This window comes from Pseudonocardia sp. T1-2H, assembly GCF_038039215.1.
Lineage (GTDB): Bacteria > Actinomycetota > Actinomycetes > Mycobacteriales > Pseudonocardiaceae > Pseudonocardia.
The window spans coordinates 2,290,822-2,316,271 of sequence record NZ_JBBPCL010000001.1; the positions used below are offsets into that span (position 1 = coordinate 2,290,822).

Annotated in this window: 20 protein-coding genes and 1 pseudogene; 7 read left to right on the forward strand and 14 right to left on the reverse strand. The window is 72.4% G+C overall.

All coding sequences use genetic code 11. The features are described 5' to 3' along the window. Positions 1-100 precede the first annotated feature (100 nt). The 3 genes and pseudogenes from WBK50_RS11425 to WBK50_RS11435 form a co-directional block, all read right to left on the reverse strand. Positions 101-1,711, reverse strand: a complete 1,611-nt coding sequence (locus WBK50_RS11425) for an MFS transporter (protein WP_341335573.1) — start codon at positions 1,709-1,711, stop codon at positions 101-103. Positions 1,712-1,780: 69 nt separating this feature from the next. After that, positions 1,781-3,534: pseudogene (gene ctaD / locus WBK50_RS11430) on the reverse strand (aa3-type cytochrome oxidase subunit I). 153 nt (positions 3,535-3,687) lie between these two features. Beyond that, positions 3,688-4,536 carry a glycosyltransferase family 2 protein gene (locus WBK50_RS11435; RefSeq protein WP_341335574.1) on the reverse strand — a complete coding sequence of 283 codons (849 nt, stop codon included), beginning with the start codon at positions 4,534-4,536 and terminating at the stop codon, positions 3,688-3,690. A gap of 352 nt (positions 4,537-4,888) precedes the next feature. Here WBK50_RS11435 and WBK50_RS11440 point away from each other — a divergent pair, with 352 nt between their 5' ends. The 3 genes from WBK50_RS11440 (at position 4,889) to WBK50_RS11450 (ending at position 8,231) form a co-directional block, all read left to right on the forward strand. Further along, positions 4,889-5,311: an STAS domain-containing protein gene (locus tag WBK50_RS11440; RefSeq protein ID WP_341335575.1), complete on the forward strand. Its 423-nt coding sequence runs from the start codon at positions 4,889-4,891 to the stop codon at positions 5,309-5,311. Positions 5,312-5,577: 266 nt separating this feature from the next. Beyond that, positions 5,578-7,281: a PucR family transcriptional regulator gene (locus WBK50_RS11445; protein ID WP_341335576.1), complete on the forward strand. Its 1,704-nt coding sequence runs from the start codon at positions 5,578-5,580 to the stop codon at positions 7,279-7,281. 359 nt (positions 7,282-7,640) lie between these two features. Next, the gene (locus WBK50_RS11450; RefSeq protein ID WP_341335577.1) at positions 7,641-8,231 is read left to right on the forward strand and encodes a sigma-70 family RNA polymerase sigma factor; all 591 of its coding nucleotides are present in this window, start codon (positions 7,641-7,643) and stop codon (positions 8,229-8,231) included. A gap of 110 nt (positions 8,232-8,341) precedes the next feature. On the opposite strand, the gene WBK50_RS11455 is transcribed toward WBK50_RS11450, so the two are convergent. The 5 genes from WBK50_RS11455 to WBK50_RS11475 form a co-directional block, all read right to left on the reverse strand. After that, positions 8,342-9,499 carry a glutathione-independent formaldehyde dehydrogenase gene (locus WBK50_RS11455; protein ID WP_341335578.1) on the reverse strand — a complete coding sequence of 386 codons (1,158 nt, stop codon included), beginning with the start codon at positions 9,497-9,499 and terminating at the stop codon, positions 8,342-8,344. A 195-nt stretch (positions 9,500-9,694) separates the two neighbouring features. Then, positions 9,695-11,812, reverse strand: a complete 2,118-nt coding sequence (locus WBK50_RS11460) for an amylo-alpha-1,6-glucosidase (RefSeq protein WP_341335579.1) — start codon at positions 11,810-11,812, stop codon at positions 9,695-9,697. A 28-nt stretch (positions 11,813-11,840) separates the two neighbouring features. After that, the gene (locus WBK50_RS11465; RefSeq protein ID WP_341335580.1) at positions 11,841-12,509 is read right to left on the reverse strand and encodes a DUF1345 domain-containing protein; all 669 of its coding nucleotides are present in this window, start codon (positions 12,507-12,509) and stop codon (positions 11,841-11,843) included. Between the two features lie 27 nt (positions 12,510-12,536). Next, a complete protein-coding gene (locus WBK50_RS11470) occupies positions 12,537-13,709 on the reverse strand; it encodes a zinc-dependent alcohol dehydrogenase (RefSeq protein WP_341335581.1) in 1,173 nt (390 codons plus the stop codon). Further along, positions 13,706-14,179, reverse strand: coding sequence for a hypothetical protein (locus WBK50_RS11475; protein WP_341335582.1), 474 nt, complete (start codon positions 14,177-14,179; stop codon positions 13,706-13,708). Before WBK50_RS11475 ends, WBK50_RS11470 begins: the two co-directional genes overlap by 4 nt. Before the next feature lie 284 nt (positions 14,180-14,463). Between WBK50_RS11475 and WBK50_RS11480 the strand changes: the two genes are divergently transcribed. Continuing rightward, complete coding sequence (locus tag WBK50_RS11480; RefSeq protein WP_341335583.1) at positions 14,464-15,699, forward strand: glycosyltransferase family 4 protein; 1,236 nt, start codon at positions 14,464-14,466, stop codon at positions 15,697-15,699. A 37-nt stretch (positions 15,700-15,736) separates the two neighbouring features. After that, positions 15,737-16,108, forward strand: coding sequence for a DUF2267 domain-containing protein (locus WBK50_RS11485; protein WP_341335584.1), 372 nt, complete (start codon positions 15,737-15,739; stop codon positions 16,106-16,108). Between the two features lie 31 nt (positions 16,109-16,139). On the opposite strand, the gene WBK50_RS11490 is transcribed toward WBK50_RS11485, so the two are convergent. Together WBK50_RS11490 and WBK50_RS11495 are read right to left on the reverse strand one after the other, a co-directional pair. Beyond that, a complete protein-coding gene (locus WBK50_RS11490) occupies positions 16,140-17,306 on the reverse strand; it encodes a hypothetical protein (RefSeq protein ID WP_341335585.1) in 1,167 nt (388 codons plus the stop codon). 217 nt (positions 17,307-17,523) lie between these two features. Continuing rightward, a protein-coding gene (locus WBK50_RS11495) for an IS5 family transposase (RefSeq protein WP_445942244.1) occupies positions 17,524-18,416 on the reverse strand; the annotation gives its coding sequence in 2 pieces (ribosomal slippage) (positions 17,524-18,041 and positions 18,041-18,416; 894 coding nt in all). A gap of 287 nt (positions 18,417-18,703) precedes the next feature. Between WBK50_RS11495 and WBK50_RS11500 the strand changes: the two genes are divergently transcribed. Further along, positions 18,704-19,159, forward strand: a complete 456-nt coding sequence (locus tag WBK50_RS11500; protein ID WP_341339362.1) for an ATP-binding protein — start codon at positions 18,704-18,706, stop codon at positions 19,157-19,159. Between the two features lie 24 nt (positions 19,160-19,183). Here the strand turns inward: WBK50_RS11500 and WBK50_RS11505 are convergent, their stop codons facing one another. The 4 genes from WBK50_RS11505 to fdh form a co-directional block, all read right to left on the reverse strand. Continuing rightward, positions 19,184-19,348, reverse strand: a complete 165-nt coding sequence (locus WBK50_RS11505) for a hypothetical protein (protein WP_341335586.1) — start codon at positions 19,346-19,348, stop codon at positions 19,184-19,186. A gap of 199 nt (positions 19,349-19,547) precedes the next feature. Further along, positions 19,548-20,633, reverse strand: coding sequence for an NrfD/PsrC family molybdoenzyme membrane anchor subunit (nrfD, locus tag WBK50_RS11510; RefSeq protein WP_445942245.1), 1,086 nt, complete (start codon positions 20,631-20,633; stop codon positions 19,548-19,550). Continuing rightward, a complete protein-coding gene (locus WBK50_RS11515; RefSeq protein WP_341335587.1) occupies positions 20,630-21,670 on the reverse strand; it encodes a 4Fe-4S dicluster domain-containing protein in 1,041 nt (346 codons plus the stop codon). The genes nrfD and WBK50_RS11515 overlap by 4 nt, the downstream gene beginning before the upstream one ends. Further along, positions 21,667-25,008 (reverse strand): formate dehydrogenase, encoded by a 3,342-nt coding sequence (fdh, locus tag WBK50_RS11520; RefSeq protein ID WP_341335588.1) that lies wholly within the window; start codon positions 25,006-25,008, stop codon positions 21,667-21,669. The genes WBK50_RS11515 and fdh overlap by 4 nt, the downstream gene beginning before the upstream one ends. A 288-nt stretch (positions 25,009-25,296) precedes the next feature. Here fdh and WBK50_RS11525 point away from each other — a divergent pair, with 288 nt between their 5' ends. Next, positions 25,297-25,449 (forward strand): hypothetical protein, encoded by a 153-nt coding sequence (locus WBK50_RS11525; protein WP_341335589.1) that lies wholly within the window; start codon positions 25,297-25,299, stop codon positions 25,447-25,449. Position 25,450: the final 1 nt, after the last annotated feature.

Here is a 25,450-nt window from a genome sequence, read left to right on the forward strand (position 1 = left end):
CTCGTACACGTCGAGCCCCTGCTGGATCCTGGGCGATCGGGTCCCCTCGTTCGGTCGGGACAGCTGAATGACGGTACTGGTCAGCGGATGAGTCGGACGGTCAGGAGTCCTCGCGGACCAGGTGGCGGACCTGCGGCCCGGTGCCCGGAACCACCAGCTGACGCGCGGCGGCCTCGGCGAGGCGATCCATGGCGGTGCCGCGCTCGAGGTGCTGGCGCAGGTGCTCGGTCCAATCGGGCACGGTGAACGCCTCGAGGAAGCACTCGGGGTCCTCCACGTCGCGGAACAGACCCCACAGCGTCGCGCCGGTGCGTCGTCTGGACAGCCCGACGGCACGCATGGCCTCGGTGAAGGCGGTCGCGGACTCGTCGGGTACCCGCCACTCGATGAGGACGAGCACGTGCCCGAGGCCGGTGACCGGGACGTCCGGCGGGGCGGGCAGGTGCTGCTCGGCGCTCGGGTCGAGGGTCGGGCCGGCCATCGGCGCCCACCGCCACCCGACGGGCAGGCTGACGGCGAGCCCGATCCCGGCGGCCACGAGCGCCGTCGAGGCGCCCCAGAGCTGCGCGACCAGGCCCCACACGAACCCGCCGAGCGCCTGCCCACCCATGATGGCGAGTTGGTAGTAGGCGAGCGCGCGGGCTCGCGTCCAGTCCGGCAGCACCATCTGCGCGCCGCTGTTCAGCGTGGACAGCACCGCCACCCACGTCAGCCCGGTGACCACCAGAGTCACCGCCACGAGGGGGACCGAGCGCGACGGCCCGGTGAGGACCAGGGTCGCCGCGTAGACCAGCGTTCCCGCGCTGACGACGACCCCCGGCTCGGCGCGCGCCCGGATGGCCGGGACCACGAGGGCGCCGAGCACGGCCCCGACCCCGATCCCGCCCAGCAGGAGCCCGTATCCGCTGGGGCCGAGCCGCAACGGACCGCGGGCGAGGATCGGCAGCAACGCCCACAGCGAGCTCGCGAACACCATGAAGACGGTGGACCGGGCCAGTACCGCCCCGAACCTCGGGGCGTTGCGGACGTAGCGGGCGCCCGTGCGGACCGCGGCGAGCACCCGCTCCGCACCCAGCGGGCGCGGCGGGACCTCGCGGTGCCACCTCGCGAGCACCACCAGCAGGCCGACGAACGAGGCGACGTTGAGCGCGAACGCCGCCGCCGGGCCCGCCGCGGCGATGAGCACCCCGCCGAGCGCCGGGCCGATGGCCCGGCCCACATTGGCGTTCACGCCGTTCAGGAGCGCGGCAGCGGGAATCTGGTCGCGGCCCACGAGCTCGGGTTGCACCGCCTGGAACGCCGGCGCCGCCAGGCCCTGCCCGGCGGCCATCACGGCGGTCAGCCCGAGCAACAGCACCGGGTTCACCACGTGGATGACGGTGACCAGGAGCAGGACAGTGGCGGCGGCGGTCATCACGGACTGCCCGAGGAGCAGCAGCTTGCGCCGGTCCATGCTGTCGCCCAGGGCACCGGCCGGCACGACGAACAGGAACACCGGCAGTGTCGCGGCGGTCTGCACGAGGCCGATGGCGAGCCCGCCGCCGCCCAGGTCGCCCATCAGCCACTGCGCCCCGACCATCTGCGCCCAGGTCCCGATGTTGCCGCCGAACTGCGCGATCCACAGGGCGCGGAACACGGGATGCCGCAGCGGCGCCCACGTCGAGGGCGCGGCCACGGGAACGGGAGTCCCGTCGGGGACGGGAACGGTCATCCGGCGTCCCGGGCGTCGACGTCGACGGCGGTCGTCATGGCGGGCCTTCTCGTGGTCGTCGCACGCAGGTCAGCGGGACTTCGGGTCGTCGTCGTACCCCTGGTCCGGTGTGACCCGCTCGGCCGCGACCTCGAACGGGGACGGGCGGCGCCCGACGTGGGCCTCCTGGCGGTACCGCTCGACGTACTGCGGGTAGTGCAGCTCGAACGCCGGGCGCTCGGACCGGATGTGGGGCAGCTCGGTGAAGTTGTGCCGTGGCGGCGGGCAGGACGTGGCCCACTCCAGGGAGTTCCCGTGACCCCACGGGTCGTCGACGGTCACCCTCCGGCCGTACCGGTAGCTCTTGAACACGTTCCAGAGGAACGGCAGCGTCGACACGCCGAGCAGGAAGGAACCGACCGAGGAGATCATGTGCAGCGTCGTGAAGCCGTCGGTGGGCAGGTAGTCCACGTAGCGGCGTGGCATGCCCTCGTCGCCGAGCCAGTGGTGGACCAGGAAGGTCGTGTGGAACCCGATGAACATGGTCCAGAAATGGAGCTTGCCCAGGGTCTCGTCCATCATCCGGCCGGTCATCTTCGGGAACCAGAAGTAGATGCCGGCGAACACCGAGAAGACGATGGTCCCGAACAGCACGTAGTGGAAGTGGCCGACGACGAAGTACGTGTCGTTGAGGTGGAAGTCCAACGGCGGCGAGGCCAGGAGGACGCCGGTGAGGCCGCCGAAGAGGAACGTCGCGAGGAACCCGACCGCGAACAGCATCGGCGTCTCGAACGTCAGCTTCCCCTTCCACATCGTCCCGATCCAGTTCACGAACTTGATACCGGTCGGGATGGCGATGATGAAGGTGGTCGCCGAGAAGAACGCGAGCAGGACCGCCCCGGTGGCGAACATGTGGTGGCCCCACACGGCGGCGGAGTAGAACGTGATCGTGATGGTGGCGAAGATCATCCCCTTGTAGCCGAAGAGGGGTTTCCGGCTGAACACCGGGATGATCTCGGTGACGATCCCGAAGAACGGCAGCGCCACGATGTAGACCTCGGGGTGGCCGAAGAACCAGAACAGGTGTTGCCACAGAATCGCCCCGCCGTTGGCAGGGGAGAACACGTGCGAACCGAGGTGCCGGTCCATCAGCTGGCCGAACAGCGCCGCGGTGAGGACCGGGAAGGCGATGAGGACGAGGATGGCGGTGGCGAAGATGTTCCAGCAGAAGATCGGCATCCGGAACATCGTCATCCCCGGCGCGCGCAGGCAGACGATCGTCGTGACCATGTTGACGGCGCCCAGGATGGTGCCCAGCCCCGCCACGATGAGCCCCGCGAACCACAGGTTCCCGCCCACCCCGGGGTGTAGGTCTGCCCGGCCAGCGGGGCGTAGGCGTACCAGCCGAAGTCGGGGGCCCCACCGGCGGTGAGGAAACCCGACATCACGATGGACCCGCCGAAGAGGAACAGCCAGAAGGACAACGCGTTCAGCCGCGGGAACGCGACGTCCGGTGCGCCGATCTGCAGGGGCAGGATGTAGTTCGCGAAGCCGAACAGGATCGGTGTGGCGTACAGCAGCAGCATCACGGTGCCGTGCATCGTCAGCAGTTGGTTGTACTGCTCGGCGGACAGGAACTGCTGGCCCGGCCGGGCCAGTTCGGCCCGCATCAGCAGCGCCATGGCTCCGCCCGCCAGGAAGAACAGGAACGAGGCGACCAGGTAGAGGATCCCGATGTCCTTGGGGTCCGTGGTCCGCAGCATGTGCGGCAGCCGCGAGCCCTTGCGGTGCGTCTGCGGTCGCGGGGCGCTCACGACGACCGGGGCGGTACGGGTGGTCGTCATGGCCGCGGCTCCGGTCCGTTGCACACCGCCGAGGCGAACCGGACGGGCTCGACCTCGACCTCGTGCAAGGGATAGGTCGACAGTGCCGACGCCATGTCGCTCAGCTCCTAACCGGTCGGGAGTGGGGAGGGTCCGCAGGAGTGCTCCGCCCGGTCACGGCGGCGGTGACGGCGAGCCCAGCGGGTCGTGGCGGCCGACGACGTCGCGGGCCTGCACCCGTCGGTCGGGCACGGTCGTCGGGGCCTCCAGATGGACGGCGCCCGACGGGAGGATCCCGGCGCCGCCGGCCCGGGCGATGACCCTGTGCTGGACGAGGACGTCCTCGCCGCAGTGTTCCTCGGGCAGGTCGGGCCAGAAGTCGAAGCCGCCGACGGCCTCGAGGACCTCCCGGTCGAACAGCACGCAGCCGCCGACCCACGCGATCTTGTAGGCGACCCACGGTTCGCCGGGGCGTAGATGCCGGTGGGCGAGGTGTCTCGGGTTCGCCGCGTTGTGCAGCGTCCAGCGGGCCCACGCGGGGGTTCCGGGGGTGATGCGCTCGGGTTCGGGCCTGCCCTGCCACCGTTCGAAGGGCGCCAGCTCGGCCGGGCGGTGGTCGTGCAGGTACGACAGGCCCTGGACCGCTGCCCCGACCAGCCCGCACCGCAGCTCGACGATCGCCTCGTGCAGTCGCGCCACCGTGCCCGGCTCTAGCCAGACGTCGTCGTCGCAGAACAGCACGTACCGGGCGGTGGAGGCGGCGAGCAGCGACGCCCGGTGCTCGGCCAGCCCACGTCGTGGCAGGTGACGGCGGACCGTCACGCGATGGTCAGCGCTGGTCAGCGCCCGGAGCAGCGCGGCGGCCGCGGGGGTGGCGTAGGACGGGGACCCGTCGGACTGGTCGCTCACCACGAGGTCGAACGGGTGATCCTGGGCGGCGAGCCCGGCGAGGGTGGTGGCGAGCTCGGCAGGCCGGTTGCGTGTGGGGACGAGAACGACGAGTGCCGCCAACGGCCACTTCACCTCCTGCCGATCGCCGGGGGAGCTGAACGCACCCGAGCGGGGGAACGGGCCGCCGACGCCGGATCGGCGAAGGTGACTCGTCGTCCGGCGTCGGCGTGGGTGCCATTCATGTCGTCGGACTCGATCATCACCTCCTGTGAACTCGGCCGGAGCCAGAACCCGGCTGAACTCCCACCATCATGGGCGGCCGCCGCCGCCGCCGAACCGGTCCGGCGATGCGAACGCCGGCCGAGATCCTCGGCCCGACGGGTCGAACGGTCCACGGAAAGTACTCCGGGGTCCCACCTGTGCCGAGTGTCCCCGGATTCCCCGAATGGCGCCGCCGTCCCGGCTCGCGTTTGAATATCGAACCATGTGTGACGCAGAGGACGATTCTGCGCCCGACCGGTCGGGCGGCCACGGGCCGGACGGCCCAGCTCCTGCGGAGGGCGTTCCGGTCGTCCACGGGCTGACCGACGACATCCTGCTCGTCCGGGTCGCCGACGGGGTCTCCGCAGAGGCGGCGGCCCAGCTCCGACAGTCGGTGTACGCGGAGCTGGCCCGGGGTCCGCGGCTGGTGATCGTCGATCTGCGCCCGCTCCACCGGCTGTCGCCGGACGGGGTCTCGGCCCTCGTCGACATCGCGTGCGAGGCGGGTGCGGGCGACATCGGCCTGTGCCTGGTGTGCGGGGACCGTCCCGGCGACCCGGTTCTCCGTGCCCTGCACGCTGCGGATGTGGCGTCCCTGTTCGAGATCCACCCGGATCAGCAGGCCGCGCTCGGCACGCTGGACTGAACCGGTCGCACGAAGCGCGCGTCCACCGAGCCCCGACCGTCGGGCGCACCGGGCGAATGTCGGCCTGTCCCGCGTGCATCGACCTCGCGAGACCGGGTATCTCCGGCTCGCCTACGAGCGGGGCCGCGCTGTCTCCCCGCGTCCGGAGCCATCCACCCGCGAAAAACGCGTCGGGGGGCGGAGGCGGAAACGGGGAGGAACATCGTACGGTCGGTTCCGACGCAGCATGTGTCCTGGAGCACACCCTGGTGGGTGAGGAGAACCCGATGAAGGACGGCCCGTCGACCCGCGCGTTGCGCCAACAGCTCTCGAACCTGTGCAGCCTGTTCACGCTTTCGCTGAAGATGTCCAACGGGTGTGGGGAGGAGGAGATCCTGGAGCAGGCCACGACGTCGGTCCGCACCCTCACCTCGTGCGGTGCCGTCGCCACTCTCCTCACCGGTGACGAAGGGGGACTGCGCTCCCCGGACGGCGCCACCCTCGCCCGGCCCGCCCTCGCCGAGCAGCTCGCCTACCTCGACGGCGCCGACGGCCCGGTGACCGGGACCGGTTCGGGGTGGGGCATGGCCTACGCCCTGGAGGCGATCGGCCACCATGCCGGCTATCTGGTCGTCGGCGCCGACGGCGAGCCGTCACCGGACGAGCTCCTCGTCCTCCAGATACTCGCGCAGCAGACCGGCCTCGCCCTCACCACCGCGGTGCTGCACCGCCGTGAGCGGGAGACCGCCGGCCAGCTCCGTACGCTCAACGCGACCCTCGCCGAGGTCAACAACCGCCTCGCCGCGACCGTCGTCGACCTTGAGCGGCGCCGCAAGGTCCACGAGACGCTCACCGCCGTGGCCGCGTCGGGGGCCGGGGAGGCGGGGATCGCGGACGCCGTGCACCGGCTCACCGGGCTGCGCGTCGCGGCCGAGGACCCCTTCGGCAACCTGCGCGCGTGGGCCGGCCCGAGCCGGCCCGAACCGTACCCGCGGCTTCCGGCGCGGCGCCGCGAGGCGGTGCTCGCCGATGCCCGCCGCAGCCCGCACCCGATCCGCGACCGGGACCGGCTGATCGCCGTCGCCCAGCCGCGGGACGAGGTGCTCGGCGTGCTCGCCCTGGTCGACCCGGCGGGCCAGGCCGGTGAGCACGAGCTCTTCGCGCTCCAGCACGGCGCGGTGATGTTGACGATGGAGCTGGCGCACCTGCGGGCCCTGGCCGAGACCGAGCTGAGGTTGCGCCGGGATCTGGTGGACGACCTGCTCACCGGGACCGACGACGTGAGCGCGCTGTCGCGGGCCGAGGCGCTCGGTCACGACCTGCGCATGCCGCACCAGGTCCTGGTCATCCGCTGGTCCGACGGGCCGACCGAGAACGGGCTCGTCCGTGCCGTCGAGCAGGCCGTCGTCCGGTTGCTGAACACCAACGCCCTGCTCGCGCGCCGCCCGGACGGGGTGGTGCTCGTCGCTCCCGCACCGGGGCCCGACGAGCGGCGCCGGTGGAGCGAGCTGCACCGCGCGGTGGGCAGGAGCGTGCGCTCGACCGCGGGCGCCATCGGGGTGGGCGGGGTGTGCTCGACCCCGACCGAGGTACCGAAGTCCTACGCCGAGGCACAACGGGCGCTGCGCGTCCGGCTCGGGTCGTCGTCCCCGACCGGCGTCACCGTGTACGAGGACCTGGGGATCTACCGGGTCCTCACCCTCGGTGAGGACAACCGGGAGGTGCAGCAGTTCGTCCGGGAGTGGCTCGGCGCGCTCCTGGACTACGACGCGACGAGCAGGTCCGATCTCGTCACCACCCTGTGGCAGTACCTCGAGCAGGGCGGGAACTACGACGCCACGGCCCGGGCACTCCTCATCCACCGAAGTACGTTGCGTTACCGGCTGCGCCGGATCAAGGAGGTCAGCGGCCACGACCTGGGTGCGGTGGACACCAGGCTCAACCTGCACGTCGCCACCCGCGCCTGGCACATCCTGCGCGGCGGCTCCTGAGCGGCCGCGAGGCGCCGGGCCGGGGCGTGCGGCGGGGGCGCCGACCTCCCGGGCCCAACCGGGGACCGCCGGTTCGCGCTTGCGAGCCGGTGCACATCCCTACCTCTCCTGGACACGATCGCGGTGACCGTCGAGAGGAGTCCGCCCGTGCGCAATCCGACAGTCGCGACGCCGCAGCGGCGCCAGCGGAGAGGCTATGAGCACCTCCGGTCGTTGATCGAGGAACGGGCCTGCCTGCCCGCCGGCCATCCGCGCGGCCCCGTCATCCGCCGTCAGCTGATCACCGGCTACCTGCCGGTCGCCCAGCACATCGCCCGCCGGTACGCCTACCGGGGGAGAACCTGGAGGACCTGGAGCAGGTGGCGGCGGTCGGCCTCATCCACGCCGTCGACCGCTTCGAGCTGAGTCGAGGGGTCGACTTCCTGTCGTTCGCGGTGCCGACCATCACCGGCGAGGTGCAGCGCCACTTCCGCGACCGTACGCGGACGATCCGCCTTCCCCGCCGCCTCACCGAGCTGCAGCGGGAGATGTACGAGGCCGCAGAGCGCCTCGGCCAGCAGCTCGGCCGGGCCCCCCGGCCCACCGAGATCGCCGCCCGCCTGAACCTGCCGCTCAGCCGCGTCGTGGACGGGCTCCAGGTGCAGAACGCCAGCCGCTGCGCCTCCCTGGACGAGTCCTTCGAGGACTCCTCGTCCGAGGAGTACAGCCGGTTCGACGCCCACCTCGGCTCCCTGGATCCGGAGCTGGACCTGATGGAGTACCGGGAGACGCTCGGCCCCCTGCTCAGGGCCCTGCCGGAGCGGAAACGGACCATCGTGCTGCTGCGCTTCTTCGGCGGCCTGACCCAGTTCGAGATCGGGAGCCGCCTCGGCATCTCGCAGATGCACGTGTCCCGGCTGCTGAGCGCCTCGCTCGCCGAGCTGCACGGCGCGCTGACCATCGAGGAGTGACCACCGCCCGCCGGCCCGCGCCGGCGGCCGGATGTGGACGAGGACCGGGGCCCGCAGCGCTGCTGCGGGCCCGGCTCGCGTTGACCGCCCGACGGCGGGTCCCGGTCCGTTCAGGGATGCAGGACGATCTTGGTGTAGCCGTTGTCGCGGTTGTCGAAGTGCTCGTAGGCCTCCGGTGCCTGGTCGAGCGGCATCTCGTGCGACACGAGGAAGCTCGGCCGGACCTTCTCGCCCGCGACGAGGTCGCGCAGCCAACGGTTGTACTTCTTCACCGGACACTGCCCGGTACCGACGGACTGGCCCTTGAACCACATCATGCCGAAGTCCAGCGGGAGCTTGCCCTGCGCCTCGAGCTCGCCGACGTCCCCCTGCTTCTCCCGCCCGCCGGGGTCCTGCGGCACGAAGACCCCCACGCAGCCGATCTTGCCGGTGAACCGGACGGCGTTGATCAGCGTGTTCATCGTGAGCGCGCCGTTCTCGTGGCCCTGCGGGTCGTGCGCCTGGTAGCCGACGCACTCGCAGCCGTTGTCGGCGCCGAGGCCGAGGGTGGCCTGCTTGACGACCTCGACAGGGTCCTGCTCCGCGTCGTTGATCGGGATCGCGCCGATCTTGTCGGCGAGCGCGAGGCGGTCCGGATGCCGGTCCACGACCCACACGCGGCTTGCGCCCTTGATGGTCGCGGAGTAGGCGGCCATCAGCCCGACCGGCCCACCTCCCATGATCACCGTCTGGTCGCCCGGCTTCACCCCGGCCATCTCGGTGGCGTGGTAGCCGGTGGGGAAGATGTCCGCGAGCATCACGTAGTCGGTCTGGCGTTCCGCCGCATCCTCGCCCAGGCGCAGGGCGTTGAAGTCCCCGTAGGGCACGCGCAGCAGCTCGGCCTGCCCGCCCTGGTAAGGACCCATGTCGGCGAACCCGTAGGCGGCGCCGGCCCACGACGGCTCCGGCTGCATCGTCAGACAGTAGTTGGTGAGGCCACGCTCGCAGTTCTTGCAGTGGCCGCAGGCCACGTTGAACGGCAGCACGACGTACTCGCCGACCTTGACCTTCCGGACGGCGTCTCCCACCTCGATGACCTGGCCCATGTTCTCGTGGCCGAGGACCCGCCCCTCCTCCATGTCGGTCCGGCCCTCGTACATGTGGAGGTCGGAGCCGCAGATGTTCGTCGTGGTGATGCGGACGAGGATGTCGTTCGCATCCTCGATCCGCGCGTCGGGCACTTCCTCGACGGCGATCTGACGCGGTCCTCGGTACACAGCGGCCTTCATCTGGTTCGTCCTCCAGCGGATCGGTCGACTCGAGCCCGGGTGGCCCGGCACTCGCCATGCTGGTGAACACACGCTCCGCCCGCCTCGTCCCGGCGGGCTGAAAGCAGCCGGGGAGACCGGCCTCCGAGAGCGACCGGCGCCCGGCGGATGCCCCGCTCGCCGCGACACCGTGCGGTACACCGGGGTCACCGGTGGTCACACCGGGGGATCGAGCACGACACCGGGCGGGAGGCCCTCGATGCGCCGCCCCTCGGACGGGACGTCCAGGACGAGCCGTGCGTCGGCCAGGGGCAGGTGCTCGACCCGGAGCGGGCGCATCCGCTCGGGCAACGCCGGGTCGAACCCCACGCACCCGGCCGGCAGGTCCGGCTCGAACCGCAGCAGCGAGCGCATCAGCAGGATCGGCGCGGCCGCGGCCCAGGCCTGGGGTGAACAGGAGGTCGGGTAGGGCACGGGGGCCGGGAACTCCGTGCGGTCCAGCCCGCAGAAGAGCTCGGGCAGCCGCCCGCCCAGCATCGTGGCCGCGTCGAACAGGCCCAGCGCGACCTGTTGCGCCTCGGCGACGAACCCGTAGCGCATGAGCCCCGCCGCGCCGATCGCGCTGTCGTGCGGCCAGACCGAGCCGTTGTGGTAGCTGATCGGGTTGTAGGCGCCCATCGTGGTGGCCAGCGTCCGCACGCCGAACCCGCTCCACAGCGGTGCGTCGACGAGGTGGGCCGCGACCGCGGGCGCCTTGTCGTCGTCGACGATCCCGCACCACAGGCAGTGGCCCATGTTGGAGGCCAACGCGTCCAGGGGCCGCTTGTCGCGGTCCAGCGCCACGGCGTACCACTCGCGTTCGGGCAGCCAGAAGCGCTCGTTGAAGGCGGTCTTGAGGGTCGCGGCGCGGTCCTCGAGCTTCGCCTCCGTGCCCGCGTCGCCGACCGCGTGCGCGATGGCCGCGCGGGCCCGGTACGCGGCGTACACGTAGGCCTGGACCTCGGACAGCGCGATGGGGGGTGTCCCCAGCCGCCCCGCGGCGTCGTTGATCCCGTCGAAGGAGTCCTTCCACCCCTGGTTGGCCAGGCCGTGGTCGGTCGCGCGGCGGTACTCGACGAAGCCGTCGCCGTCGAGATCGCCGTACTCGTCCACCCAGGCCAGCGCCCGGTCCGCGGCGGGGAGCAGCGCGAGGATGTCGGCCGTGGGGATGCCCCAGCGATGCAGCTCCCCGAGCAGCGCGACGAACAGGGGGGTCGCGTCGGCCGAGCCGTAGTAGGCGCGGCCGCCGCCGAGCGCGAGGGCCGCCTCCCGGCCGAGCCGGACCTCGTGCAGGATCTTGCCCGGTTGCTCCTCGGTGAGCGGGTCCTCCTTCTCCCCCTGGAAGCGGGCGAGGGTCTGCAGGGTGCCCAGCGCGAGCTGCTGGTCCAGCGGCAGCGCCATCCAGCTGGTCAGCAACGAGTCTCGGCCGAACAGCGCCATGAACCAGGGCGCCCCGGCGGCGACGACCCGGCGCTGCGGGTGGTCGGGATCGTGGATCTGCAGCGCCCCGAGGTCCCGGCTGCTGGTCCGCAGGGTCGTCGCCAGGCCGGCGTCGGGGGTGGAGATGCTGGGACTGGTCAGCCGCCACTCGCGCAGGCGCTGCGCGGGGACGGTCTCCTCCACCCGCTTGCCGCAGTGGTACAGCGGCGGCAGCTGGCGGCCGTCGATCGCGGCCCGCACGGACACGCACACCGACCACTCGGCGCGAGCGGGCACGACGGCCCGGTAGGTCAACTGCCCGGGGGAGATGACCGGCTCACCCGTGGCGACGACCGTCGTCGACCGCGAGCTGCCGTGGGTCGCGCACCGGTAGGTGAGTGTGTCCGCCCCGACCTCGGCCTCCACGCCGGGCCGGGCGGACGCCCGGCCCTCCTTGACCTCGAACAGGTCGGCGAAGTCCACGTCCACCGCGATCGTGACCAGCACGCCGGCCGCCTCGGCCCCCACGTTGCGCAGGAGGATGTCCTCCCGCATGCCGTCGCCCACGTAGCGGGTGCGCTGCACCAGCAGGGTGCTGTCGGCGAGACCGCGTCGTGGGGGTGTGCGGGCGATGAACCTCGCCCGGTAGCTCTCGTCGTCGACGGTGGCGAGCGGTTCGACGGCGGCGCCGTCCACCTGCAGCAGCCAGCACGACAGGATCCGGGTGTCGGCGACGAACAGTCCCTGCGCGCGGTCGGGCAGGACGTCCCCCGACGAGGAGGACACGCAGAACGACGAACCCTCGACCACGGTGGTCGAGCCCTCGGGCCCGGCGTGCACCGGCGGCCCGGCTCCGGACGCCCACGCCCCCGTCATCCCGCGGCCCCGGCCCCCGCGGCCTCCCTCATCGGGGTCCTTCCCCGATGTTCGCGACCAGGTTGATGGCGATCGCGAGGATGCCGGTGCCGAACGCGTAGGCCAGCAGCGCGTGCCCCAGCACGGTCTTGCGGATGCGGGTGTCGGTGACGACGGTGTCCGTGATCCCGTAGGTCATGCCGATCGCGAAGGCCATGTAGGCGAAGTCGGCGTAGGTCGGCTCCTCCTCCTGCAGGAAGTCGATGCCCCCGTCCTCGTCGCGGTAGTAGAGGCGCGCGTACTTGAGGGCGAAGACGGTGTTCGTCATCGCCCAGGAGAGGACGACGGAGACGACCCCGAGGACGACCAGCGCCACGGACGTGCCGCCCTGGCTGTCGCTGGACCGGACGAGCGCATCCGTGATCACGCCGAGGCTCGCCACGGCGGCGACGAGGACCCAGGTGTCCGTCGAGCGGGTCCGGCTCTCCTCCTCGGCGAGCTCCTCGGTGCCGAGCTGGCCCTGGTGCCAGCTCGCCAGCCACACCCGCGCCAGCAGGATCCCCACGCCGCTGGTCCAGCCCACGAGGGGGGCGATCTCCGTCGCCCCGAGGAGCACCGCGACGAGGCTCGCGACGATCCCCGCGGCGAGCGAGGAGAGCCCGCGCCAGACCGAGATGATCCGCCGCCCGCCGGCTCTCCGCGTCCTCGTGGTGCTCATCCGGCCGGCTCCCGCCGCTCCCGCCGGTCATGGTCGGAACACGGCCCGGACACAGTTGTCCTCCTTCTCCTTGAACAGCCGGTATCCCTCGGGCCCCTCGTCGAGGGACATGGGATGGGTCGCCAGGTGCCGGGTGGGCAGGTCGCCGCTCGCGATGCGGTCGAGCAGCATCGGGATGTAGCGGTGCCCGTGCTGCTGGGCGCCGCGGAACGTGAGTCCCTTGTTCATCAGCGCGCCGAGCGGGAACTTGTCCACCACCCCGGCGAACACGCCGAGGCAGAACACCGAGCCGCCCTTGCGGCAGTTGTAGATGGCCTCCCGGACGGCGGTCGGGCGGTCGGTCTGCAGCCGCAGCTGCTGTTTGACCTGGTCGTAGAGGTACTCCGGGCCGGTACTGTGCGCCTCCATCCCGACGGCCTCGATGCAGACGTCCGGGCCGCGGCCGCCCGTGCGCTCGCGGAGCTCCGCGCCCACGTCGGTCTTCGTGTAGTCGAGCGTCTCGACGCCCATGTACTTCTCGGCCTGGGCCAGCCGCTCGGGGATGCGGTCGATGGAGATGACCCGCTCCGCGCCGAGCAGCACGGCGGCGCGGGCGGCGACCTGGCCGACGCCCCCGCAGCCCCACACGGCGACGACGTCGCCGGACTTGACACCGCCGAGGTCGGCGCCCATCCAGCCCGTCGGCCCGGCGTCGGAGGCGAAGACGGCGGCGAGGTCGTCGTCGAGCTCGTCGGGGACGACGAAGGCGCCGTGGTCGGCGAAGGGGACCCGGATGTACTCGGCGTGGCTGCCGGCGAAACCGCCGAGGGCGTGGGAGTAGCCGTAGCAGGCCCCGATGGCGGAGCCCCACAGCGCCTCGGTGATGCCCGGGTTGGTGTTGGCGTTGTCGCAGAGCGACCAGAGGTCGTGGGTGCAGTACCAGCACTTGCCGCATCCCGCGAAGGAGCACACCACGACCCGGTCGCCCACCTTGCGGTCGCGCACGCCGGGCCCGACTTCGACCACCTCGCCCAGGAACTCGTGGCCGAGCACGTCGCCGGACTGCATGGCCGGGATGTAGCCGCCGAGCAGGTGCAGGTCGGAGCCGCACACCGCGCTGGCGCGGACCTTCAGGATGACGTCCCCGCTGTTGCGGATCTGCGGGTCCGGGACGTTCTCGATCGCGACCTCGTTCGTGCCCTCCCAGCACAACGCCTTCACAGCCGTCCCTCTCCTTGGGCGACCCGGTCGGCCACGGCCACGAGCCGTCCGCCGAGGCCGGGATGGGTGGTCCCCGGCGCGTCGGGCAGCACCACCTCGCCGACCTCGAGGATCGCCTTCGCCTGGCGCAGCGCGGTCCTGACCTGCTGTCGCGGATCCTCGCCGTGCAGCCGCGCCTTCGCCGCGGCCGGGCCGGACCCCGGGGGATGGGTCAGACGCGCGGCGAGCTCGGTGCCCTTGTCACCCGGCGCGGGCCGGATTCGCACCTCGATCGCGTCGCCGAGCCGCGCCAGGGGCTCGGGGAGCTTCCCGTCCGGCATGACGTCCTCCGGGGAGCGGTTCACCGTGACCACGAACCACCGTCGGACGTCGGTGCCGTCGTGCCGTGTCCGGCTGCGGCGCGCGGCCAGGCCGCCCGCCACGGCCCCGGCGACCGCAGCCGCGCGGCCGATCGTCTTCGTGAGCACCATGGGTCTCCTCAACTCGTCGGATGGCCCGGAGGCGGGACCGGCGCCGGTCCGACACGGCGTCGCCGGTTGCCCCGACCGGGTCCCGCTCCGCCGGTGTCACGACCCGGCCGGGCCACCCGATCGTCGGTGGGCGGGCGTCGTCGTGTCGTCGGCACGGCAGGGTGAACGTCGGCGACGGGAGTCGACACGACGAGGCAGGTGAACCCCCGCGGGAGCACCTCGTCCACGGAGTTCGTCCTGCGGGGCCGACGTGCGGGCCCCGGGGGAGCGGGCAGGGTCGAACCGTGCCGATCACCGCCTCCCATCCCGTGCCGCCGTTGCGAATCGCGGTCGTCGCCCCGCCGTGGGCCGAACTCCCCCCGAGCGGCTACGGCGGCATCGAGGCCGTGTGTGCCGATCTCGTCTCGGCTCTCCTGCACAACGGTCACCACCTGACGCTGGTCGGCGTCGGGCGCAACGGCACCGACGCCGAGTTCGTCCGCACCTACGGCCTGCCCCAGGCCGACCGGATCGGCGAGGCGTTGCCCGAGGTGGTGCACGCGGCCACGCTCCCGTCGATCCTCGCCGGCCTCGACGTCGACGTGGTGCACGACCACACGCTCGCCGGGCCCCTGCTGGCGCAGACCCACGGGCTGCCGACCGTCGTCACCGCGCACGGGCCGGTGGTCGGCGAGATGGGCGACTACTACCGGGCGGTGTCCGGCTGGGCGCGGCTCGTGGCGATCTCGGAGGCGCAGCGTACGGCCGCCCCGGACGTCTCGTGGTTCGGCAGCGTGCACAACGCCGTCGATCCCCATGCCTATCCGATCAGCCTGAAGAAGGACGACTTCGTGCTCTTCCTGGGCCGGATGAACCCGGACAAGGGGGTGCCCACCGCGATCCGCGTCGCCCGCTCGGTGGGGGTGCCGCTCGTCATCGCGGCGAAGTGCCGGGAGCCGGGCGAGCGGCGGTACTTCGACGAGGTGGTCGCCCCGCTGCTGGGCGACGACGTCGAATGGCGGGGCGAGGTCGGGCGAGCGGAGAAGCTGGACCTGCTGGGACGGGCTCGGTGCCTGCTCTTCCCGATCGAGTGGGAGGAGCCGTTCGGCATGGTGATGATCGAGGCGCTGGCCTGCGGGACACCCGTGGTGGCCCTGCGGCGGGGATCGGTGCCGGAGATCGTGCGGCACGGCGAGACCGGCTTCGTCTGCGTCGACGAGCGGGAGCTGGCCGACGGTGTCCTCGCGGCGCCGTCACTGGACGCAGCCCACTGCCGCAGGGAGGTCGAGGGCCGGTTCAGCGCGGATCACATGGCCGACTGCTACGAGCTGATCTACCGGGAGGCCGTACGGCTCGCCCGGCCGGTCCCGGAGGGCCGGCCGCCGCACCTCCGGCCGGCCGCGGCACCGGGGGGCCGTGCGGTGGACAGGATCCCGAAGGACAGGTCCGCCTTCCAGGCTGCGCACGGAGGGCAGGTGGACCGGCCGAGAGCGGACGCGGGGGCCCGGACGGCCACGTCCGGCCTCGGCCGGGACCAGTGAAGGGGCGGGAGCCCGCCCCCTGACGAAGGTGTAGGAGATGTACTACGACGAGTTCATCGATGCCGTCACCGAGCGTGCCGAGCTTCCGCGTGACGACGCCGAGCTGCTGGCGCAGGCGGTGCTGCAGACGCTCGGGGAGATGCTGGACGACGGCGAGATCCGGAAGCTCCGGGCCAGGCTTCCCAGCGCCCTGCGGCAGGACCTCCAGCGGGCCCGGTACGACGCGCGGTGCTTCGACGCGGCCGAGTTCGCGCGCCGGGTGGTGCGGCGGTCACGGCTCGGCACGGCCGACGCCGTCGCGGCCCGCGCCGCCGCGGTGCTCTCGGTCGTCCGCGACGCCGCGGCGTCGTGCGACGTCCGCCGCGCGCAGGCGTCCCCCGACGTCTGGGCCTCGCCCACCTCGGGCTGAAGCCCAGCGCGGCGGTTCGTCCGGCCTGTGCTCAGCCCTGGTCGTCCCCGCGCATCTCGCGGTCCAGGTCCTGCCAGCCCTCCGGTGTCGGGTGATGGCCGTAGGCGGCGGCCCGGACGTGCTCCTCGTCCTCGAGCCCGGAACCGAGGGCCCCGCCCACGGTGGCGAGGGAGGTGATGAGCCAGGCGAGGGTGGCGTAGTCCCCGAACCCGGACGGGTGCCCGAGGTTGGCCTCGAGTATGGAGCGATCGATGAACAGCGCGGCTGCGGCCGTGGTCCCGGCGAAGAGCACGAGGTAGGACACCCCCACGGCCAGTCCCAGGGTGATGACGGTGCCGAAGTTGAACAGCCGGGCCAGTTCCCTGGTCGTGTCGTCGGAGGGTTTCTCCCACAGGTCGTGGGCGATGACGAGCCAGCCGATGAGCGCGGTGATGCCGAGCACCATGATCACGGTCAGGCGGAGCCAGTCCAGGGCGTCGCCCATCTGCCAGATGGTGTTGGTCGCCAGCGCGAACGCCGCGGTGCCGAACGCGCCGACGAGGAGCTTGGACAGGCCGAGCAGCGCCCGCCCCGGCCGGTTGGCCCGGACCATGCCGGCCAGGAGCCGCAGCTGACCGGCGCCCCGGGACGCCGCGTACCCGGTCTCCCCGTCCTCGGCGCCGGTGACGACCCGGTGGATCGGGATGACGGTGTCGGTCATCCGCCGGTCGTTCGCGGCACGTCGACCTCGGGGGTCCTCGTCGCCGAGGTCGTCCTCGGTCAGGAGTTCGGTGACCAGGCCGGCGATCAGGCCCGCGACGGCGGCCCGGGCCGCCCGCATCTGTCCGAACCCGAGCGCCGGCAGGGACACCAGACCGGCGTGGCGGCGGAGCGAGGAGTAGGCGACCAGGGGCACCCGCTGGACCTGCAGCGGCAGGTCGGTGAGGCAGATGGCGATGTCCCAGCCGGCCTTCTGCCGGCGGTCCGCCACGTCGTCGAGCAAGCCGTCGTAGCCGCGGTCGCGTCGCGGCGCGATCGCGCCCCAACCGGTACGGACGTCCCAGTCCACGGTGGAGTCGACCCGGTCCGCGAGGAGCCCCGCGAGCTCCTCGCGGAGCCGGTCGGCGACCCGCGCCGGATAGTCGGGCGGGGTGGCGACGAGACCCACGACGATCTTCGGCGGCGCGGCCCCGGCGTACCGGTCGGAGTGCTCGGCCATCCACACTCCTCACGGGCACGGATCGCGGTCAGGGCACGAGGACCGGCCCGTCGCGGCCGACGCACCTCGTGATCGCGGGGAAGCCGGGCGGATCCGCCCACGAGCCCGCTGCGCCTGACTCCGATCGGCCCGCGCGTGGAGTCGATTTTGCGGGCCGACCGCCGAGGTGACAAGGCTGCCCGCGCAGGACCGTCCGAACGCGGTAGGCGGAAGCCACCTAGGGCGTGTCCTGTAAGTCCTGGCGGAGCCAGAGGATCGTGGCGGCGATGGTGATCTCGGCTCGGAAGTATGCGGCGCGCTTGGCGTAGCGGGTGGCCAGGTCGCGGAACTGTTTGAGCCGGTTGAAGCAGCGCTCGACGACGTTGCGGCCGGCGTAGACGACCGGGTCGAAGGCTGGTGGGCGCCCGCCCCGGGCGCCCTTGGCGTGGCGGCGGGCGATCTGGTCGTCGCGTTCGGGGCTGGTGAACGCGATACCGCGGCGGCGCATCGCTGCGCGGGTCGAGGGGTGGGAGTAGGCCTTGTCCGCCACGACTCGGTCCGGGCGCTTGCGCGGGCGGCCGGGCCCGTCGCGGCGCACGGAAATCTCGTCGAGCAGCGGTAACAGTTGTGGGTTGTCCCCGGCCTGGCCCGGGGTGAGCAGGACCGACATCGGCAGCCCGCGGCCGTCGACGGCGAGGTGGATCTTGCTGGTCAGCCCACCACGGGACCGGCCGAGGGCTTCGCCGTCGACGGCAAGGTCTTCGATCCAGGTCGAGGTGCAGCCCCCTTTTTCCGGGCACCGGCAGCGTGCTGGTGGGCCCGGACATGGGTGGAGTCGACGCTGATCGTCCACTCGACGGCGCCTACGGAATCGTCCTTGGTTACGGCCTCGTCGAGGATCCGGTCCCAGGTTCCGTCTGCGGTCCACCGGCGCAGCCGCTCATGGGCGGTCTTCCACGGCCCGTAGCGCTCGGGCAGATCCCGCCACGGCGCTCCGGTGCGGAGCTTCCACAGGATCGCGTTGATCACCTGGCGGTGGTCGCGCCAGTGGCGACCGTTTCCGGCCACCGCGGGCAGCAGCGGCTCGATCCGAGCCCACGCCTTGTCTGTCAGCTCGCCGCGACCGACCACCGGGACATGATCAATCAGGCCAGCTCAGATCCCTTACAGGACACGCCCTAGCCGCCTTCTCCGAGGCCGGAACGGGCGTGACGGGGTCGACATGTTCCCTGACCGTCGAGATCCGGCGGCGGACCCCCGGTCGTTCAGGGACCCTCCCGCTCCGGACCCGAGCCTCGCCGCACCCGCGGGCCGAAGCGATCGCACCGTGAGCGCGCGAACACGATTTACTCCCCGGCAGGTGGTTAGACCTGCCTCCGCTCGGGGCACAAGGTGATGTGGCCGCGGACCTGGAGTTGGTGCTTCCGAGTGAAGCGACCGTCGCCGCACAGTGCCGTCGGGCGATCTCCGCGTGGTTGCACACCGTGTGCGGACGCCGCGAGCCGTGCGAGACCTGCGACGACGTCGTCTACGCCGTCAGCGAAGCCGTCACCAACTGTGTCGACCACGCCTACCCGGACCGGGAGCGGGGCCCGATCACCGTCCGGGCGACCGTCGACGGCGACCCGGCCCCGGACCGGGGTTCCGCGGCGGACGTGGCGTCGGCGATCGTCCGGACAGGGGACGGACGACGCCCCGCCGGGGTGACGGTCTCGGTCTCGGACGAGGGCCGGTGGCGGCCGCCGCCCGCAGAACCGGGAGACCGCGGACGAGGACTGAGGATGATCCGCGCCTACGTGGACTCCGTCGAGATCGTCCGCGGGGACTCCGGCACGACGCTCATCCTGTGGTGCAAGCTGGAGTGCCCGGAGTAGCGAGGCCGGTTCCGACTCGTGGAGTCAGGCCTCCAGCGGCAGGGTCAGCGCGACGATCGTCTCGTACTCCGCCAGCCGCTCCAGGCCCCGCCGGGTCGCCGCGACATCGCGGTGGCCGGCCCGCCGCACCGCGTCCAGGTAGCGCCGGCGGCGGTCGTGGACGTCCCCCGGTCGCTCTGCGACCAGCACAGATAGCCCTCGACGCTCTCCCGGTACCCGCGGCGGAGCGCCTCGTCGCTCTCGCGGGTGGCGAGCCACGCGATGAAGGGGGCGAGCGCGGCCGCAAAGGGCGACGCAGTCGTGGTCGTCGTCATCGACCTGCACATCCTCGGGTCGGACCCCGGGCGGTTCCCGGGGGTCCCCGGCGTCGTACCCGGCCGGAACGGACCTACGCCTCGGCCCGGACGGTTTCCCCCGCCCGCGCCCGCGCCCGCGCCTCGAGGCGCTCGCGCTGCGGGACGACGACGTAGCGCGGGTCCTTCGTCGAGGCGACCCCCGCCTCGAACACCCCGAACCGCTGCAGCGCGCTGCCGGCCAGCAGCGCGAGGCCGGACGCGGCGGCCCCGGCCCGGCTGCGGCCCGCGACGAGCACGGTCCCCGCGAGCCCGGCGGCGGTGAGCAGCTCCGACGCCCGCCGCAGCCGGCCCACGTGCCCCTCCCGGTACACCTCGCCGACGAGCCCGAGCCGGTGCTCCATCACCCGGGACGCGACGAGCTCACCCGCGGCCCCGACGGCGGCGAACGTGCGCGCCGGGCCGGCCTCCTCGACGGGTGCGCAGAGCATCCCGAATCCGCCCCCGCTGGCGGCCGCGGACCCGACGAAGACGAACGGCAGCTCCTCGCGGACCTCGCTCCAGGCCGGGACCGCGGTGTGCGACAGCAGGACCGCCGTGTAGGAGGCGACGCCGGGCGCCGTGACCACGGACGACAACCCCGCGGGCCGGGCCAGCCGGGCGAGCAGGCGCGCGGGCCACGTCCGCCGCCACCTCGCGGGAACGAGTTCGGCGACGGCGGCGGCCCCGACGCCGGGCCCGAAGGCCGAGAGGATCCAGGTTCCGACGCTCATCGGGGACGTCGGCTTCAGCACCCGCAGCATGTGGTGGAAGCGGTCGGGCCGGCCCAGGTCGGAGACCAGGAACCAGAGGCTGGCCAGCAGCGCCCCGAACGACCCGAGCCAGCTCGCCCGCCGCAGGTTCGGCCGGCCGGTCAGGTCCGCCCCGGCGGCCACCACCGACGACCCGGCGGCCAGGCCGCCGCAGAAGAGGTACGCCGCGATCTTCCACTCCCAGACGGGGGCCTTGAGGACCGGCCTGCCGTAGTAGGAGCGGAACTCCGCATCCGGGACGACGGTCGGCTCGCCGCCCCCGCGCCGTGTGCGGCGTCGGCTGCCCTGGAACAGCTGCGCCTCGCGGCCGGCGGAGCCACCCGTGTCGCTGCGCCGCTCCGCCGGTGGCGGGTCGGTGTGCCGGGTCACCGCCTGCTCCCGAGGGTGGAGGAGACGAACGCGCCGATGCCGGCCAGCGCGAACGCCGCGGCCGCCGCCCCGGCCCGCCGCCACATCTGCGGCGCGTTCCGGGTGGGCACCACGGGGTCCGGCGGCAGGCCGTACACCTCGGGCTCGTCGAGCAGGAGGAAGAATGCCCCGTCCCCGCCGACACCGTCGTTCGGGTCCCGGCCGTACAGCCTCGCCTCGTCGACCCCGAGCCCGTGCAGCTGCTCGAGCCTGCGGTCCGCGCGCTCGCGCAGCTCGTCGAGGGGGCCGAACTGGATGGAGTCCGTGGGGCAGGCCTTCGCGCAGGCCGGCTCCAGCCCGTCGCCGATCCGGTCGTAGCAGAGCGTGCACTTCTGGGCGCGGCCGTCGTGCTCCCGGCGGTCGATCACGCCGTACGGGCAGCCGGACACGCAGTACCCGCAGCCGTTGCAGATGTCCTGCTGCACGACGACCGTGCCGAACTCGGTCCGGAACAAGGCCCCGGTGGGGCAGACGTCCAGGCACCCCGCGTGCGTGCAGTGCTTGCAGACGTCGGAGGCCATGAGCCAGCGGAAGTCCGTACGGGACTCGGCGCCGCTGTCGTCGCCCGGCCGGGAGAAGGCGGGCATCCCCAGGTCCTGGGCTTTCGGCAGCGGTTCGGTCCCGAGCTCCGAGCCACCCCGCGGCGCGGCGCGCAGCCGGGGCTCGACGGCGCGCGCGGTCTCCCCGATGCCGCTCGGCCCGGTAGGCAGGCCGGCGAGGCCGGGATCCTGGTGTCCGAGCGGGCGGGACTGCTCGATGAACGCGACGTGCCGCCACGAGTTGGCGCCGAGCATCCCGGTGTTGTCGAAGGACATGCCGAGCAGGTCGAGCCCGTCCTCGGGCACGGCGTTCCACTCCTTGCACGCCACCTCGCAGGCCTTGCACCCGATGCACACCGAGGTGTCGGTGAAGAACCCGACGCGGGCGGGATGATCCAGGTGCCCGGCGTCGCGCGCGACGTCGTCGAGCGGCCCGGAGAGCCGGTTGCGGCCGGTCATGACATCTCCTCGGAGGTGGCGGCGGGGGGGTGCGTGGGCGTGGCGGGCGTCGCCGGCTCCTCGACGTGGGCCACCCCCGCCGCGGTCGCCACCCGGGTGCCGGTGGCGGTGGTGATACCGGCGCGGGTACGCAGCTCGTCCAGCATCGCGGTGAGCGCGGCGCCGCGCGGCCGCGGTCCGGGCCGGACGTCGCAGGTCGCGACCTTGCTCTCCTGGATGAAGACGTTCGGGTCGAGGACGACGCCCAACAGGTCGTTGACGACGTCCCCGGTCACCAGCCCGGCGGACCCCCAGTGGTAGGGCATCCAGACCTGGTGCACCACCCGCCCGTCGATCCGCAGCGGCGCCATCCGGTCGGTGACCATCACCCGGGCCTGGACCGCGGCGCGGCTGGTGACCACGTGCGCCTCCCCGAGGTGGGTCAGCCCGCGCTCGCGGGCCAGCTCCGGGGAGACCTCCACGAACAGCGCCGGCTGCAGCTCGGCCAGGTAGGGCAGCTGCCTGCTCATCCCGCCCGCCGTGTGGTGCTCGGTCAGCCGGGCCGCGGTCAGCACGAACGGGAACACCTCGGACCCGCCCTCCGGCGGCGCCGGGTTCGACGGGTTGTCCGGGCGGCCGTAGACCTTGCGGGTCGGGTTGGCCTGCTGGGTGTAGATCGGGTTGCGGACCGGGGACTCGTGCGGCTCGTAGTGCACCGGCAGCGGCCCGTCGACGAGGCCGTGCGGCGCGAAGAGCCAGGCCTTGCCGTCCGCCTGCATGATGAACGGGTCGTCGCCGTGCAGGGCGTCGGGTCCGGTCGTCCCCTCCGGCGGGACGTACCCCGGTGCGGTGCCCACCGGGAAGTCCGGGTTGTCGTACCCGGTCCACTTCCCCTCGTCGGCGTCCCACCAGATCAGCTTCTTGCGCTCGCTCCACGGCCGGCCCTCGGGATCGGCCGAGGCCCGGTTGTAGAGCACCCGGCGGTTCATCGGCCAGGTCCAGCCCCACTCGACCTCGTAGGGGCCCTGCTCGTCGTGCGGCTTGCGCCGGGCCGCCTGGTTGACCCCGTCGGCGTACACGCCGCTGTAGATCCAGCAGCCGCACGACGTGGTGCCGTCCGCCTTCAGACCGAGGTAGTTGTCGAGGACCTTGCCCGTCGTCAGGTCGTGGCCGTTGATCCGGCGCAGCACGTCCTCCGCGGACGGCTCGACCCACTCGCCGTCGCCCTCGGTCTCGTAGTCCCACGCCAGCTTCTGCACGGGCTCGTCACGTGGGTCCTCCGACGCGGCCAACCGCTCCCGGACCAGCCGCCCGAGATGGTAGAAGAACCACAGTTCGGAGCGCTGGTCCGCACGCGGTTCGACGGCCTTCTCCCGCCACTGCAGCATCCGCTGGGTCTGGGTGAAGCTGCCCTCCTTCTCCACGTGCGACGCGGCGGGCATGAGGAACACCTCGGTGCGGCACTCCTCGGGGACGATCTCGCCGGTCTCGATCTCCGGCGAGTCCTTCCAGAAGGTCGCCGTCTCGATCTCGGTCAGGTCCCGGACGACCAGCCAGTCCAGGTTGGCCATGCCGAGGCGCTGCAGCTTGCCGTGCGCGGACCCGACCGCGGGGTTCTGGCCCAGGACGAAGTAGCCGAACACCTTGCCGTCGATCATGTCCATGACGGTGCGGTAGGTCCCGTGGTCGCCGTCGATCCTCGGCAGCCAGCCGAACCCGAAGTCGTTCTCCGCCGTGGCGGCGTCGCCGAAGTACTCCTTCAGCAGCGAGACCATGTACGCGTCGACGCTGTAGCCGTAGCCCTTCTGCCCGCCGGCACGCTGGTCGTCGACGTAGGTCGCCAGGTCGTCGTGCGCGACATCCGGCATGGCGAGGTAGGCCGGCAGCAGGTTGAACAGCGTCGGGATGTCCGTGGAGCCCTGGATGCTGGCGTGCCCGCGCAGCGCGAACACCCCGCCGCCGGGCCGGCCGATGTTGCCGAGCAGCAGCTGCAGGATCGCTCCGGAGCGGATGTACTGCGCGCCGATGCTGTGCTGGGTCCAGCCCACGCTGTAGACCAGCGCGGTCGTGCGCTCGCGGTTCGAGTTCCCGGTCCACGCCTCGCAGACCTCGCGGAACTGCTCCGGCGGCGTGCCGCAGACCCGCTCCACCATCTCCGGGGTGTAGCGGGCGAAGTGCCGCTTCAGGATCTGGAACACACAGCGCGGATGCTGCAGCGTCGGATCCTTCACGATGTCCTCGGCCGCGCCCTCCACGGTGGCGCCGCGGCCCCCCGCCTGCATGGGTTGGGTCTGCTCCTTCGCCCGCGCCGAGTCACCCTTCGGCGTGGACCCCGACGGGTCCACGCCCTCGTAGTGCCAGGTGGATCGGTCATAGGTCGCGGTCTCCGGGTCGTAGCCGGAGAACAGGCCGTCGAGGTCCTCGGTGTCCGCGAAGCCCTCACCGACGAGGAACGAGGCGTTCGTGTAGGCCGCGACGTACTCCCGGAAGTCCAGGTCGTGGCTCAGCACGTGGTTGATCACGCCGCCGAGGAACGCGATGTCCGTCCCCGCCCGGATCGGGACGTAGGTGTCCGCGAGCGCGCTGGTCCGGGTGAACCGGGGGTCGATGTGGATCAACCGCGCGCCGCGGGCCTTGGCCTCCATCACCCACTGGAACCCGACCGGATGGGCCTCGGCCATGTTCGAGCCCATGATGACGATGCAGTCCGAGTTGGCGAGGTCCTGCTGGTAGTCCGTCGCCCCGCCGCGACCGAAGCTGGCTCCCAGACCGGGAACGGTGGCGGAGTGTCAAATACGGGCCTGGTTCTCGATCTGGATGGCGCCGAGCGCGGTGAACAGCTTCTTGATCAGGTAGTTCTCTTCGTTGTCCAGGACGGCGCCGCCGAGGCCGGCGAAACCGTTGGTGCGGGCGAGCCGCCTGCCCTGCTCGTCGCGTTCCTGCCAGCCGCGGGCCCGGGCGTCGACGACGCGGTCCGCGATCATCTTCATGGCCTCGCCCAGCTCGAGCTCGGTCCACTCGGTGGCGTACGGCGCGCGGTAGCGCACCTTCTCCAGCCGTTGCGGGCCGGTGACGAGCTGCAGGCTCGCCGAACCCTTGGGGCAGAGCCGGCCCCGGGAGATCGGGGAGTCCGGGTCGCCCTCGATCTGGACGACCTTCTCGTCCTCGACGAAGACGCGCTGGGCACACCCGACGGCGCAGTACGGGCAGATGGATTTCGCGACCCGGTCCGCCGTCGCTGTCCGCGCCCGGAGGCCGACGTGCTTCGGCGACTGTGCCGCGGCGCCGCGGCCGAGCTTGTCCGGGCCGGTCAGCTGCCGGTAGAGCGGCCAGGACCGCAACAGCCCCCCGAGATCCATACGTGCACCCTCTCCCGGCCGATGAACCCGTCGAGCTCGATCTACCCCCGCAGATTCTCGTGAAACTCCTCCCCGCCGTCCACCCGGCGCGTCCGATTCCGGGGAATGCCGCCCGGCCGTGGTCGGCGCACGGCGCGGGTGGTATCCGACGGCACTGGCGGTTCTGGCCCACCGCCTTCTCCACCCTCACCGAGGGCGACGTGGGACCGACGTTCCTGGGCGTCGAGGTCTCGCCCCTGCGCGTGGGGGATCCTCGGCCTCGTCCAGCCGCGGTTCGACGTGCTCGGCATGAACGTGCCGGCGGTGGTCGTCGCCGTGGTCATCGCGCTGCTGGGCCTGGCGATCGCCCTGCTCCCGGCGCGCGACGCCGTCGGCGAGGGCGACCCCCGGGACGGCCGCGACGCGATGGACCGCACCGAGGCCGAGCGCCCGCACCGCTGAG